General features: G+C 66.0%; 12 protein-coding genes. 1 reads left to right on the plus strand and 11 read right to left on the minus strand.

Annotated elements, in window-relative coordinates:
• Positions 1-99 precede the first annotated feature (99 nt).
• The 9 genes from pafA to K4G53_RS07305 form a co-directional block, all read right to left on the minus strand.
• Positions 100-1,464 (minus strand): Pup--protein ligase, encoded by a 1,365-nt coding sequence (gene pafA / locus K4G53_RS07265; protein WP_221385037.1) that lies wholly within the window; start codon positions 1,462-1,464, stop codon positions 100-102.
• Positions 1,465-1,472: 8 nt separating this feature from the next.
• A complete protein-coding gene (gene prcA, locus K4G53_RS07270; protein ID WP_221385043.1) occupies positions 1,473-2,183 on the minus strand; it encodes a proteasome subunit alpha in 711 nt (236 codons plus the stop codon).
• A 1-nt stretch (position 2,184) separates the two neighbouring features.
• Positions 2,185-3,006, minus strand: coding sequence for a proteasome subunit beta (gene prcB, locus K4G53_RS07275; RefSeq protein WP_221385044.1), 822 nt, complete (start codon positions 3,004-3,006; stop codon positions 2,185-2,187).
• Positions 3,007-3,086: 80 nt separating this feature from the next.
• Positions 3,087-3,290 carry a ubiquitin-like protein Pup gene (locus tag K4G53_RS07280; protein WP_221385045.1) on the minus strand — a complete coding sequence of 68 codons (204 nt, stop codon included), beginning with the start codon at positions 3,288-3,290 and terminating at the stop codon, positions 3,087-3,089.
• Positions 3,291-3,376: 86 nt separating this feature from the next.
• Positions 3,377-5,050 (minus strand): depupylase/deamidase Dop, encoded by a 1,674-nt coding sequence (gene dop / locus K4G53_RS07285; RefSeq protein WP_221385046.1) that lies wholly within the window; start codon positions 5,048-5,050, stop codon positions 3,377-3,379.
• On the minus strand, positions 5,047-6,798 hold the full coding sequence (gene arc / locus K4G53_RS07290) for a proteasome ATPase (RefSeq protein ID WP_221385047.1): 1,752 nt from the start codon (positions 6,796-6,798) through the stop codon (positions 5,047-5,049). Before arc ends, dop begins: the two co-directional genes overlap by 4 nt.
• A gap of 82 nt (positions 6,799-6,880) precedes the next feature.
• Positions 6,881-7,945: a tRNA (adenine-N1)-methyltransferase gene (locus K4G53_RS07295; RefSeq protein ID WP_260323380.1), complete on the minus strand. Its 1,065-nt coding sequence runs from the start codon at positions 7,943-7,945 to the stop codon at positions 6,881-6,883.
• Positions 7,946-8,040: 95 nt separating this feature from the next.
• The gene (locus K4G53_RS07300; RefSeq protein WP_374226152.1) at positions 8,041-9,207 is read right to left on the minus strand and encodes a site-2 protease family protein; all 1,167 of its coding nucleotides are present in this window, start codon (positions 9,205-9,207) and stop codon (positions 8,041-8,043) included.
• Positions 9,200-9,910, minus strand: coding sequence for an HAD family phosphatase (locus K4G53_RS07305; protein WP_221385048.1), 711 nt, complete (start codon positions 9,908-9,910; stop codon positions 9,200-9,202). The genes K4G53_RS07300 and K4G53_RS07305 overlap by 8 nt, the downstream gene beginning before the upstream one ends.
• 151 nt (positions 9,911-10,061) lie before the next feature.
• Here K4G53_RS07305 and K4G53_RS07310 point away from each other — a divergent pair, with 151 nt between their 5' ends.
• Positions 10,062-10,967, plus strand: a complete 906-nt coding sequence (locus tag K4G53_RS07310; RefSeq protein ID WP_221385049.1) for a PAC2 family protein — start codon at positions 10,062-10,064, stop codon at positions 10,965-10,967.
• A 94-nt stretch (positions 10,968-11,061) separates the two neighbouring features.
• Here K4G53_RS07310 and mshC read toward each other — a convergent pair whose 3' ends face one another.
• Both mshC and K4G53_RS07320 read right to left on the minus strand, forming a co-directional pair.
• Entirely contained in the window at positions 11,062-12,339 is a 1,278-nt protein-coding gene (gene mshC / locus K4G53_RS07315) for a cysteine--1-D-myo-inosityl 2-amino-2-deoxy-alpha-D-glucopyranoside ligase (RefSeq protein WP_221385050.1), read from the minus strand.
• Positions 12,340-12,354: 15 nt separating this feature from the next.
• Entirely contained in the window at positions 12,355-13,188 is an 834-nt protein-coding gene (locus K4G53_RS07320) for an undecaprenyl-diphosphate phosphatase (protein ID WP_221385051.1), read from the minus strand.
• Between the last annotated feature and the right edge of the window lie 18 nt (positions 13,189-13,206).

Raw genomic sequence — 13,206 nt, forward strand, 5'->3', positions numbered from 1 at the left:
GACGTCCCGCCTGGCAGCGGACAGCATCGTGGCAGGTCCCCTGAAAAAAAGGACCTTATCCAGAATAGACCCTGAAGCTGGACGCCAGCCCGGAACTGCTCAGCCCATGGAGTCAAGGAGCGCGTCGACGCGCTCATCGACACTCCGGAATGGGTCCTTGCAGAGGATGGTCTGGTGGGCCCGGTCGTTGAGCTTCAGGTGCACCCAGTCAACGGTGTAGTCACGCCCCAATTCCTGGGCGCGGCGGACGAAGTCGCCGCGGAGCTTCGCACGCGTTGTCTGCGGCGGGGCGTCCACCGCACTCTTAATGACGGTGTCATCCACGATCCGGCGCACCGCACCGCGGGACTGCAGCAGGTAATAAAGGCCCCGGCTGCGGGAGATGTCATGGTAGGTCAGGTCCAGTTGGGCGATGCGCGGCGCATCAAGGTTCAGGTTGTGGCGCTCCCGGTAGTTGTCCATGAGCTTCTTCTTGATGGCCCAGTCGATCTCGGTATCGATGGCCCTGGTGTCGCCGCTTTCGATCGCATGCAGCGTGCGTTCCCAGAGATCGAGGATCACCGGGACGTGCGGGTTGTGGGCGCCGTGCTCCTTAACGAAGGCGGTGACCTTGGTGAGGTATTCCTGCTGGATTTCCAGCGCGGTCAGCTGGCGTCCGTTCGCCAGGCGGACCAGCGCCCGGCCGCTGAGGTCATGGGAGATTTCCCGGATGCTGCGGATCGGGTTCTCCATCCGCATGTCGCGCATGATAACGCCGGCTTCGATCATGCGCAGGACCAGGTCCACGGTTCCGACCTTCATCAGGGCGGTTGCTTCGGACATGTTGGAGTCGCCCACGATGACATGCAGCCGGCGGTAGAACTCGGCGTCGGCGTGCGGCTCATCCCTGGTGTTGATGATGGGGCGGGACCGTGTGGTGGCTGAGGACACACCCTCCCAGATGTGGTCGGCGCGCTGGGAGAAGGCGTAGGTGGCGCCGTGCGGGGTCTTCAGGATCTTCCCTGCCCCGGCGATGAGCTGGCGGGTCACCAGGAACGGGATGAGGATCTCGGCCAGCCGGGAAAACTCGCCGCGCCGCGGGATGAGGTAGTTCTCGTGGCTGCCGTATGAGTTGCCGGCCGAGTCGGTGTTGTTCTTGAAGAGGTAGACGGTCCCGTTGAACCCCTCCGCGGCCAGCCGCGCCTGGGCTTCATCCACCAGGTCGTCAAGGATGAGTTCGCCGGCACGGTCATGGGCAATCAGCTGGGCGAGGTCGTCGCATTCAGCGGTGGCATACTCGGGGTGGGACCCGACGTCCAGGTACAGCCGGGAGCCGTTGGTGAGGAAGACATTGGACGATCGTCCCCAGCTGACAACCTTGCGGAAGAGGTACCTGGCCACCTCCTCGGGAGCAAGAGGCCTGGAGTCGGGGCTCGAGTACGAGATCCCGAATTCGGTTTCGATGCCGAAGATTCTCTTGTCCATTGGTCCTCCTAGGCCAGCAGTGCTGTGATGTCCGCAGCGTTGAGCCTGCGGAAGGCCCGCCGGGAGCCGCGCGAGGTTTCGGAAAGCCGGTCCAGCACCGCCACCTCGAGTGCGCTGGGCGGCAGCGTCGTGGCCGGCTGGTCCCCCTCCTGGACCGGAGTGAGCCCCTTCAGCGCCAGCCGGACGGCGTCGGCGAAGCCCAGTGACGCCTGCCATCCTGCCTCGATGGCCGATGAGACCCGCTCCGCCTGCCCGCCCATCACGACGAAACTGTGTTCGTCGGCAATGGACCCGTCGAACGTCAGCCGGTACAGGTGGTCCTCCGCCTGGGAGGGGCCAACTTCGGCAACTGCGAGTTCCACCTCAAAGGGTTTCTGCTCCGCGGTGAAAACCGCGCCGAGGCTTTGCGCGTAGACGCTGGCGAGTCCCCGGGCCGTGACGTCCTCACGATCGTAGGAGTATCCGCGGACATCCGCGTAGCGCACCCCTGCCTGCCGCAGGCTTTCGAATTCGTTGTACTTGCCCACGGCGGCGAAGGCGATCTTGTCGTAGATCTCCCCGATCTTGTGCAGCGATGGTGAGGGGTTCTCAGCCACGAGCGCGATGCCGTCCGCGCAACTGATGACCACGACCGACCTGCCGCGGGCGATGCCCTTCCGCGCGAAATCCGCGCGGTCCTTCATTAACTGTTCGGGCGAAACATAGAACTGCTGGGTCATCTCAGGCCTCCCGTCCGGCGATGGTGCGGGCTTCGATGACGTTTCTTGAGGCAGCAGCCAGTTCAGCGTCGGGAACCCGGCGTGCGCCGGTGCTGTCCACTGTGAAGACAACCGGCCACAGTTGCCGGACGGTGTCCGGACCGCCCGTGGCGGAGTCGTCGTCCGCGGCGTCGTACAGGGCTTCGACCGCGACGGACAGTGCTTCGGCGGCGGTGAGGTTGGGACGCCAGAGCTTCTTGAGGGCGCCCCGGGCAAAGACGGAGCCGGACCCGACGGTGTGGTGTTCGTGTTCTTCGTACCGGCCGCCGGTGACGTCGTAGGAAAACAGCCGGCCGACACCGGCGCTGGTGTCGAACCCTGCGAAGAGCGGGACCACAGCGAGGCCCTGCAGCGCCATGGGAAGGTTGCCACGGATCATGGCGCCCAGCCTGTTGGCCTTGCCTTCGAGGCTGAGCTGGGTTCCTTCGATTTTTTCGTAATGCTCGAGTTCCACCTGGAACAGCCGGGTCAGGTCGATGGCTATGCCGGCTGTTCCGGCGATGCCCAGCACCGAGAAGCGGTCAGCGGGAAAGACCTTCTCGATGTGCCTGCTGGCTATGACGTTCCCCATGGTGGCACGCCGGTCCCCCGCCATCAGGACACCGCCGTCGTAGCTCAGGGTGACGATGGTGGTGGCATGCGGCACCTGCACCGGGGCGGCACCTGGCGCGCCGCCCTGGAGGGACCGGGTGAAGGGCAAAAGCTCCGGCCGGTCCCGTTGCAGGTGTTCGGCAAAGGACGAGGTGGCGTTGGCGGCTACCTGGTTGGCGGTTGATTCCTGCACTCATGCACTCCTTGTACGTGGTACTTCAACGTCGGTACAGATTCCGGCCGTCCGCGGCTTCCGCCACCATGCGGTCCCGGTTACTGGCCGCCCTTTTGAACGAATGCCCGGACGAACTCCTCGGCGTTGGATTCCAGAACGCCGTCGATCTCGTCGAGCAGGTCGTCCACGCCTTCTGTCGAGGCCGAGGCCTGCGCCTCGGGCGGTGCCGGGGGTGCCTCGGGAATGTCGTCGTCGACCTGGCTGTCGCGTGACTGCGGCTGCTGCTGCTCCTGGCCTGCCATTGGTATCCCTCCCTGTTACTTCCCAGTGGATCCGGCGGATCCCCTGATATGCCCATCCTGCCACGGTACGGGCCGTCCGGCGCGGTTTATGCCGCAGGCGGAGCGCTGTTGTGTCCCAGCAGTTCACCGAGGAACGGGCCCGCTTCGCGGTAGCGCTCGAACAACGCTCCGGTCAGGGTTTTCGTTCCCCTGAGCGGCTCCCGGGTGGGCACGCGCTGGAGCCGGCCATACCCCGGCACATCGAAGATCACGGAGTCCCAGCTTGCGCCCACCACATCCTTGCCGAAGCTGCTGATGCATTTGCCGCGGAAGAACGCCCGGGTATCTGCGGGCGGTTCCGATACTGCGGTGGCGATGGCGGAGTCCTCCACCACCCGCTGCATCCGTTCCCGGGCCAGGAGCCGGTAGTACAGGCCTTTCTCGGGCCGGATGTCGGCCCATTGGAGGTCCACCAGCCCCAACCGGGCGTCGCTCCATTCCAGTCCGTCGCGTTGCCGGTAACCCTCCAGCAGGGAAAGCTTGGCGAGCCACTCGACCGAGGAGGCCGCGGCCGCCCTGTCACTGTCGAGCTGGGTCAGGACGGTGGCCCACCGTTCGAGCACCTCGTGGGTGTGCCCATCGCCGTCCACCGCGTCCCCCACCCCGGTGTCCTGGGCAAGCTTGGCGGCTGCCTCGTGGTACATCCATTGGAGGTCCAGGGCGGTGACCCGCCTGCCGTCCACCAGCCGGAACCTGGCTGTCAGCGAGGTATCGTGGCTCACGGTTTTGAGGGCCATGACTGGTTCATGGACTTCGATCCTGGGCGCCAGTCCCGCCTCGATGAGGCTGAGCACCAGGGCTGTGGTCCCGAACTTGAGGTAGTTGGAGACCTGGCTGAGGTTGGCGTCGCCGATGATGACGTGCAGCCGCCGGTATTTGTCCGCGGTGGAGTGGGGTTCGTCCCGGGTGTTGATGATGGGCCTGCGGATGGTGGTTTCCAGGCCCACTTCGGCTTCGAAGAAGTCAGCCCGCTGGCTGATCTGGAAACCCGGAACGCCGCTGTCCTGCCCGATCCCCACCCGGCCGGCTCCGCAGATAACCTGGCGGCTGACAAAGAAAGGCGTCAGCCCACGCACAATGTCCCCGAACGGTACGGAGCGGGGCATGAGGTAGTTCTCGTGCGACCCGTAGGAGACGGACTTGTTGTCCGTGTTGTTCTTGTACAGGTTCACGGGAGGCAGGGCAGGATCGGCTGCCAGCCTGCGTACGGCTGCCAGGGCCACCAGGTCGCCGGCGGCGTCCCACGCCACCGCGTCCCGGGGATTGGTCACTTCCGGGCTGGAGTATTCAGGATGTGCATGATCGACGTAGAGCCGCGCGCCGTTGCCCAGGACCATGTTCATCAGGAGGGTGCCTGATTCGTCCTGCCCGTCGAGTTCGAGTTCCTCGCGCCCGTACGCCAAGGCGACCGCCTCGGCGTCGAGCACTGGTGGCTGGTCCGTGAGCTGGCTGGGGTGCGCGGCGCCCCGGTCCACCGTCCAGCCGCGGGCATCGTGCAGGGGCTCTTCGTCCGTGTAGTCCCACCGCGTTTCCGCGCCGCCGGCGGCACGCTGCCGGGTGACCTGGGCATACGCCTGCACCACCCGGGCGCTCATCATGGTGGCATTGGCGGAAGGTGCGGAAGGGGCGTGGATCCCATATTCGGTCTCGGCTCCCATGACCCGCATCGCCCCGCCGACGGGGAGTCCTTCCCCGGCGGCGGGTCCCTGTGCTCCGGTCATAGATACTGTCCCGTGGTGGGCATGGTCTCGATCGACTTGCCCGGCTCCTGCCCGGCCTTGCCCTGGACAATGGTGCGGATGTAGGTGATGCGCTCACCCTTCTTGCCCGAGATGCGTGCCCAGTCGTCCGGGTTGGTGGTGTTGGGCATGTCCTCGTGCTCGCGGAACTCGTCAACCACCGCACGCAGCAGGTGCTCGATGCGCAGCCCCTTCTGGTGGGTGGTCAACAGGTCCTTGATGGCGTACTTCTTGGCCCGGTCCACTACGTTCTGGACCACGGCACCGGAGTTGAAGTCCTTGAAGTAGAGCATCTCGGTGTCGCCGTTGGCGTAGGTGACCTCAAGGAACTCGTTGGACTTGTCCGTGGAGTACATGGCCTCCACCGTGCGCTGCACCATGGCATCCACGGTGGCCTGGACGTCCCCGTTGTGCTCGGCCAGGTCCGATTCGTGGAAGGGCAGGTCCGGGGTGATGTATTTGTTGAAGATGTCGGCGGCGGCTTCGGCATCGGGTCGCTGGATCTTGACCTTCACGTCCAGGCGGCCGGGCCGCAGGATTGCGGGGTCGATCATGTCCTCACGGTTGGAGGCGCCGATGACGATGACGTTGTCGAGCCGCTCCACGCCGTCGATCTCGCTCAGGAGCTGCGGCACGATGGTGGTTTCGACGTCGGACGAGATGCCCGTGCCGCGGGTGCGAAACAGCGAATCCATTTCATCGAAGAACACCACGACCGGGCTGCCGTCGGAGGCCTTTTCCCGTGCGCGGGAGAAGATCAGCCGGATGTGCCGCTCCGTTTCGCCAACGTACTTGTCCAGGAGCTCCGGGCCCTTGATGTTCAGGAAGTAGCTCTTGAGGTCCACGTTTCCCGAGCGTTCGGCGGCCCGGGCAGCCAGCGAATTGGCCACGGCCTTGGCGATGAGCGTTTTGCCGCAGCCAGGAGGGCCGTACAGCAGGATGCCCTTGGGGGCCTTCAGTCCGTGCTCCCGGTACAGGTCAGGGTGCAGGAACGGCAACTCGACGGCGTCGCGGATCTGTTCGATCTGCGGGCCGAGGCCGCCGATGTCCTCGTAGGTGATGTCCGGGACTTCTTCGAGGACCAGGTTCTCGACTTCGGAGCGCGGGACTTTTTCCAGGGCATAGCCGGTCCGCGAGTCCACGGAGAGGGCGTCGCCCACCCGGAGCTTTTCCGCCAGGAGGGCGCCGGAGAGCCGGACCACACGCTCTTCGTCTGCCCGGCCGACCACCAGGGCACGGTCGCGTCCCAGCATCTCCTTCAGCGTGGCCAGCTCGCCGGCGCGTTCATACCCGAGCCCGGCGACGATCAGCAGTGCCTCATTGAGGAGGACTTCCTGCCCCACGGCGAGCTGGTTGATGTTGACCAGCGGGCTGACGCCCACGCGCATCTTCCGGCCCGCATTGAAGATGTCCACCGATTCCTCCGTGGCGGCCTGGCCGCTGCTGCCCGGCGAGGGCTGCCGCTTCGGGTTGATCTGGAGGATGGTGCCGAAGCTGTAGGGCGGCTGCCCTTCCTGGTCGAGGGCGTTCTTCAGGCGGAGGATCTCTGCCTTCGCAGTCTCAAGCATGCTGACCAGCTTCGAGTTGTTCTGCGTTGCCGCTGCGAGCTGGCGGTCGATGTGCCTGAGCTTGTCCCGAAGTATGTTGACCTGGCGGTCAGCAACCGAGAGGTCGTTGGCGGCAGACTGCTCTGCCGGTGTACGTCCGGAGTCCTGGTTTGGTGTCTCCATGATGTATCAGCCCCTTCCTGCGCTTCTCTTAAGACATTAGTCCCAAGAGGGCGGGTAGGGATGGAGACTCTCGAAATCTGGACTAGTTCGTGACCTCGGGGGTGTCCACGACGTTGGTCCCCGCGATGGCGTCGCGGGCGGCGCGGCGGAGCTTCTTGTCTGACACTGCCCGCTCCCCTACGGCGCCGGGGGTCCAGGCATTCACGTCGTCTTCGTTGAATTCCGTCTTAGAGGGGCGGCGCTTGACCGAAATGCCGGTGACGCCGTCGGCGAGCCGCCGGGTGACCAGCAGGAATCCTGTGTGGGCCACCATCCGGTGGTCGGGGCGGACAGCGAGGCCCTCGAGGTGCCAGCCGCGGACCAGGGATTCCCAGGCATCCGGTTCGGTGAAGCGGCCATCGGCACGGATGGCTTCCGCGGTGCGGGAAAGCTGGGTCACCGTGGCCACGTAGTTGATCCAGACGCCGCCCGGCGCAAGGACAGTGGCGACGGCGTCGAGGCACTCCCAGGGCGCCAGCATGTCCAGGACCACGCGGTCCACGGAGCCGGGTGCCTCGGCCTTGACCACTTCTTCCTGGAAGTCCCCGAGGGAAACCTGCCATGCCGGGTGCGGGCCGCCGAAGATGGTCTCGACGTTTCCACGGGCGATGTCGGCGAACTCCTCGCGGCGTTCGAACGAGTGCAGGTAGCCGTTGTCGCCGACGGCGCGGAGCAGGGAAATGGACAGCGCGCCGGAACCGACGCCCGCCTCCACCACGCGTGCCCCGGGGAAGATGTCCGCCATGGTGACGATCTGGCCGGCGTCCTTTGGATAGACGACGGCGGCCCCGCGCGGCATGGAGAGGACGAAGTCGGAGAGCAGCGGGCGCAGGGTCTGGTACTGCTGGCCCACGTTGTTAACGACCACCGACCCGTCCACCTTGCCGATGATCTCGTCGTGGTTCAGGAAGCCGCGGTGGGTGTGGAAGGCGCCGCCGCGCTCAAGGGTGATGGTGTTCATGCGCCCCCGTTCGTCGGTCAACTGGACGCGTTCCCCTTCGCGGAAAGGGCCGCGGCGACGGGCAGCACCCACCGGCTGCGAGCCGCTGGCGGCAGCATGTGTTGGTGCTGCTCCCTGGGCGTCGTTGACGGCGGTTTCGCTGCTCATGATGTCTTCCTCGCTCTTATAAACCTATGGTGCCGCCGCCACTGGGTCTTTGGACGTCGTGGTTCCCGGCGGCAATGCATGACCGGCAGGTAACTCTACCGGTTCTGGCCCTGCGGGTACCTATCGTTGGGGGGACGCTTTCCTGTCATGGCGGCAAGGACGGCTTCCTGAGTCAGCAAACCGGTCACCCTGCCGTTGTGGTCGACGACGGCGTAGTGGCGCCCTTCGAGCTGCGACAGGAACTGGATCAGCTCCTGCCCCTTAGACCATTCCGGCACGTAGGCGCCGGGTGCGAGCGGGAAGGAAACCGCCGTCACGGGGGTCGAGGCCGCCGCCGGTGCCGGCACTGAGGCCAGCGCACGGGGGTCCACCACGCCTTGGGGCCTGCCGTCGGATCCGCACACCACCACGGATACGCCTTCCGCAGCCCCCAAAGCCAACGCATCCTGAACGGTGCCGGTGGCAGGAAGCCCGGCAGCCGGCGTCGACAAGGCCACTGCACTCACCAGGGGAAGCCGCCCCCGCAGTTTCCCCTGCTGGATGGCCGCAGACGCGCCCATCCACAGAAAACTGCCCACCAGTACGGTGATCATGAGGAGGCTGAAGTCCGGTTCGTCCCCAGCCACCAGCGGCCGGAGAATGAACCAGGCCGCGATGGCCAGGACAATGATCCGGCCTCCCCAGCCGGCGGCGACGGTGCCCTTCGCCTGGCTTCCGGTGGCTTTCCAGACAATGGACTCGACGAGGCGTCCGCCGTCAAGCGGCAGGCCCGGAAGTACGTTGAAGATGCCGATGAGGAAGTTGGCCCACATGAAGATGTTGGTCAGGATCTCGGCGACGCTTCCCAGGCTGAAGGTGGCCAGCACCAGCCAGGCGCCGCCGGCAAGGACGAAGTTGGCGGCGGGCCCTGCCAGTGCCACCAGGACGGACCTGCCGGGGGACGCCGTGAAGCTTTCGAACTGGGTGTGTCCGCCCCACAGGTTGAGGACGATCTTCTGGGTGGGCCAGCCGTAGATCTTGGCGGTCAGCGCGTGGGCTAGCTCGTGGACCAGGACGGAGATCAGGAGCAGCACGGCGTAGGCGAACGCGACCAGGTAGGCGCTGGCCCCCAGCACCGGGTTGTTCCGCGCGAGGACCGGACCGTAGGCAATCACCGTGAAGGCGGCAATGACGAACCAGGAGTAAGCGAGCACTACGGGAACGCCCGCGATGCGTCCCAGCGGGATGCCTTCGCGGCGGCCCGGCCCGGCCGGCTCAGCCACGGGGATAACCCGCAGCCGGGGCAGTTTCCAGCAGGGCCTCAAGCTCGGCAAGGGACCGGCCCGCGAGGGATTCCCAGAGCGCGTAGCTGCCGTCGTCAGGCAGCGGCACGATGTGCGGAACCGCCACCGTGGCTACGCCGGAAGCAACAGCCGCGGCCACCCCGGGAACGGAGTCTTCCAGCGCCACGCAGTGGTGGATCCCAAGCTCCGGGTCGCGTTCCTGCAGCAGCTCCACGGCGGTCAAGTACGCCTCCGGGTGCGGCTTCCCCCGGGCAACCGTGTCGCCGGTGACCAGGATCTCGAAGTACGGCCGGGGAAGGCTGTCCACCACCTGCCGTGCCAGTGGCCCCTCCGACATCGTGACGAGGGCGCACCGGACCCCTGCCTGGTGCAGCTCCTCCAGGAGTTCACGGGCACCGGGCCGCCACGGGACCTGCTGCCTGACGCTGCTGATCACCTCAGCGGTGAGCGAGTCAATGATCTCCCGGATTTCAAGCTTGACCCCGGCCTGCTGCAGCAGGCCGGCGGAAAACGTCAGTGACTGCCCCACCAGCTGCATGGCCTGCTCGTGGGACCAGGTTCCGCCGTGGGCCTCCACCAGCGCATGCTCTGCAGCGATCCAGTAGGGCTCGGTGTCCACAATGGTTCCGTCCATGTCCCAGAGGACGGCTTTGAGCGGGCTTTCGGAGGCTGGCAGTCGCATGCCTTCAGTCTACGGGGACTGTCTGGGCGGGGGCTGTGGGCTACGCCCTCGGCGAAGCCGGCACCGGCAATGTGGATCTTCCTTCGTCTTCCGGGGATTTGCGGCGCTTCATTCCCTGCACGAGTGAGCTCCTTGGACGTAGGGTGAAGAAATGAATAGCTTCGAGGGAGACACCGCCGAACAGGGTGCCGGACCCGAGCGGGAACGGTTCCTGCAGCCAGTGGCTGACGGGCAGCGCGTAACTGTGATGCTTGCCGCTTTTGAAGGGTGGAACGACGCCGGAGAAGCGGCCAGCGATTCGCTGCGCTACCTGAACAAGCTGTGGGGCGGCAAGAAGGTGGCGTCCATTGACGCCGATGAGTACTACGACTTCCAGTTCACGCGACCCACGGTCCGGCGGAACGCGGCCGGGGAGCGCAAGATCAAATGGCCGTCCACCCGGATCTACAAGGCCAGTGCGCCGAATTCCAACGTGGACGTCATCTTCGTGCAGGGCACGGAACCGTCCTATAAGTGGCGCGCGTACACCGCGGAGCTCCTGGTCCACGCCGAGGCACTGAACGTCGACTACGTGGTCCTGGTGGGGGCCCTCCTCGCGGATGTTCCGCACAGCCGGCCCATTCCGGTAAGCACCTCCTCGGATGACGCCCAGCTGCGGGAGCGGATGAACCTGGAAGCCTCACAGTACGAAGGTCCTGTGGGGATCGTGGGCGTACTTTCCGAAGTGGCGCTCCTGGCGGGGATTCCCACGGTGTCGCTGTGGGCGGCTGTTCCGCACTATGTTGCGCAGGCCCCCTCCCCCAAGGCCCAGCTGGCCCTCCTGCACCGGATTGAGGAGTTGCTGCAGGTGCCGCTGGACACGCATGAACTGGCGGAGGAAGCGGACGCGTGGGAGCGCGGCGTGGATGAACTGGCCACCGAGGATCCGGAGATCGCCGCGTATGTCCGGCAGCTGGAAGAAGCCAAGGACACTGCCGACCTGCCGGAAGCCAGTGGCGAGTCGATTGCCCGTGAATTCGAGCGGTACCTGAAGCGGCGGGGCCAGGACCGGCCCTGACGGCAACCGGCCCTGACATTGAGACCAAAAAGGGGGCCCCGCCGGGAAAGAATCCCGGCGAGGCCACCTTTCTGTCAGCCGTGGACCCCGAAGGTTAGAGTCGGATCCCCAGCAGGGCGTCCACTGCGTTGCTCACGAGGTCCTGGTCCGCGGAACTGGCCGGACCGCCGTCGGCATTTGCCTTCCGTGCCCAGCGCGAGACGGCGGCCACCGCAGCAGGGGCGTTAAGGTCTGCGGCAAGAGCTTCGCGCATCTCGCGCAGCAACGCTGCGCCGGACCCGGCCGGGGCGTGGCCAAGCGCCTGCCGCCACGCCGCCAGGTCCGCCTTTGCTGCCGCGAAACCCTCATCGGTCCATGACCAGTCCGAACGGTAGTGGTGGGCGAGGATCGCCAGCCGGATGGCCGCAGGGTCCTCCCCCGCCGCCCGCAACTTGGAGACCAGCACCAGGTTTCCCTTGGACTTACTCATCTTCTCGCCGTCCAGACCCACCATGCCCGCGTGGGCGTAGTGCCTGGCCAGCGGCACCCCGGCCAGGGAGAAGGCATGCCCGGCTCCCATCTCATGGTGCGGGAAGATGAGGTCGGAACCGCCGCCCTGCACCGTGAACGGCGAGGGCAGGTACTTCTGGGCGATGACGGTACATTCGATGTGCCAGCCCGGCCGGCCGGCACCCAGGCTTCCGCCGGGCCAGCTGGGTTCGCCCTCGCGGGCAACCCGCCACAGCAGCGGGTCCAGTGCCTGCCGCTTGCCGGCGCGTCCGGGGTCGCCGCCGCGCTCGGCGAACAGTTCCAGCATCTGGGCTTCGGCGAGGTGGGAGATGGAGCCCAGGGTCCAGGCGCCGGGAGCGGTTGACTGCTTTCCGGCCGCCTCGACGTCGTAATAAACGTCGCCGTCGGGCTCACCGTTGGCACCCGGCACCGTGTACGCCAAGCCCATGCTGACCAGCCGCTCCACCTCGGGAACGATCAGCCCGATCGATTCGACGGCGCCCACGTAGTGGTCCGGGGCCAGAACGTTCAGCGCTTCCATGTCCGTCTGGAAAAGCTCCACCTGCTCCGCCGCGAGCTTGCGCCAGTCGACGCCGGTGGCCGTGGCGCGCTCCAGGAGGGGATCGTCGACGTCGGTGACGTTCTGGACGTAGGACACCTCGCCGCCGGCGTCCCGCCACGCACGGTTAAGTAGGTCGAACGCCACGTAGCTGGCTGCGTGCCCCATGTGGGTGGCGTCGTAGGGAGTGATGCCGCAAACGTACATGGACGGCCTTGCTTCGGACTCCAGCGCCACCTCTCGGCCTGCGGCGGTATCGAACAGCCGGAGGGCGGGCATGTTTCCGGGCAGGTCAGGTACGGGGCGGGTCGTCCAGGATTTCACAGACCAAGCCTAGTCCTAGGCGCTGATGACGCCGAAACCGAGCAGGAGGTACAAGGCAAGGCCCAGGAAGATCCGGTACCAGACGAAGAGCCGGTAGCTCCTGGTGGACACGAACTTCAGGAACCAGCCGATGATGACATAGCCCACTACCAGTGCGATCACGGTGGCCAGCGCCGTTTCGGGTAACCCGAACGGGCCGGTGATGCCTTCTTTGGTCACCACTTTGTAGAGCTGGTAGAGCCCGCTGCCGAAAACGGCGGGAATGGCCAGCAGGAACGAGTACCGGGCGGCGGCCTCGCGCGTGTAGCCCATCAGGAGGCCCGCGGTGATGGTGCCGCCGGAGCGGGATACTCCGGGAATCAGCGCCATGGCCTGCGCCAGGCCGTAGAGGATGCCGTGCTTGTAGGTCAGCCGGCTGAGCTCACGCTCCTGCGAGCCCACAGCGTCTGCCACGGCGAGGATAAGGCCGAAGACGATCAGCATGGTTGCCACAAGCCACATGCTGCGGAGGACTGATTCGATCTGGTCCTGGAAAAGCAGCCCCAGGACGATGATGGGGAGGCTGCCGAGGATGACCAGCCAGCCCATGCGGGCGTTGGGATCCTGCCGCGACACCTTCCCCGTCAGGGACCCGGCCCATGCCTTGACGATCCGGACGATGTCCCGCCAAAAATAGATCAGCACTGCAGTCTCGGTGCCGAGCTGGGTGATGGCCGTGAATGCAGCTCCGGGGTCCTCAGCGTTGGGGAGGAACTCGCCCACGATCCGCAGGTGTGCGCTTGATGAAATCGGTAAAAATTCGGTCAGTCCCTGCACTAGGCCCAGCAGGGCCGCTTCAAACCAGTTCACGCTAAGACCCTACGGCAT

Source organism: Arthrobacter sp. MAHUQ-56 (assembly GCF_019710585.1).
Lineage (GTDB): Bacteria > Actinomycetota > Actinomycetes > Actinomycetales > Micrococcaceae > Arthrobacter.

Excerpts from the sequence above, each read along its gene's own strand:
- pafA (WP_221385037.1), bottom strand. The coding sequence starts at position 1,464 with ATGGACAAGAGAATCTTCGGCATCGAAACCGAATTCGGGATCTCGTAC.
- prcA (WP_221385043.1), bottom strand. The coding sequence starts at position 2,183 with ATGACCCAGCAGTTCTATGTTTCGCCCGAACAGTTAATGAAGGACCGC.
- K4G53_RS07280 (WP_221385045.1), bottom strand. The coding sequence starts at position 3,290 with ATGGCAGGCCAGGAGCAGCAGCAGCCGCAGTCACGCGACAGCCAGGTC.
- dop (WP_221385046.1), bottom strand. The coding sequence starts at position 5,050 with ATGACCGGAGCACAGGGACCCGCCGCCGGGGAAGGACTCCCCGTCGGC.
- arc (WP_221385047.1), bottom strand. The coding sequence starts at position 6,798 with ATGGAGACACCAAACCAGGACTCCGGACGTACACCGGCAGAGCAGTCT.
- K4G53_RS07295 (WP_260323380.1), bottom strand. The coding sequence starts at position 7,945 with ATGAGCAGCGAAACCGCCGTCAACGACGCCCAGGGAGCAGCACCAACA.
- K4G53_RS07305 (WP_221385048.1), bottom strand. The coding sequence starts at position 9,910 with ATGCGACTGCCAGCCTCCGAAAGCCCGCTCAAAGCCGTCCTCTGGGAC.
- K4G53_RS07310 (WP_221385049.1), top strand. The coding sequence starts at position 10,062 with ATGAATAGCTTCGAGGGAGACACCGCCGAACAGGGTGCCGGACCCGAG.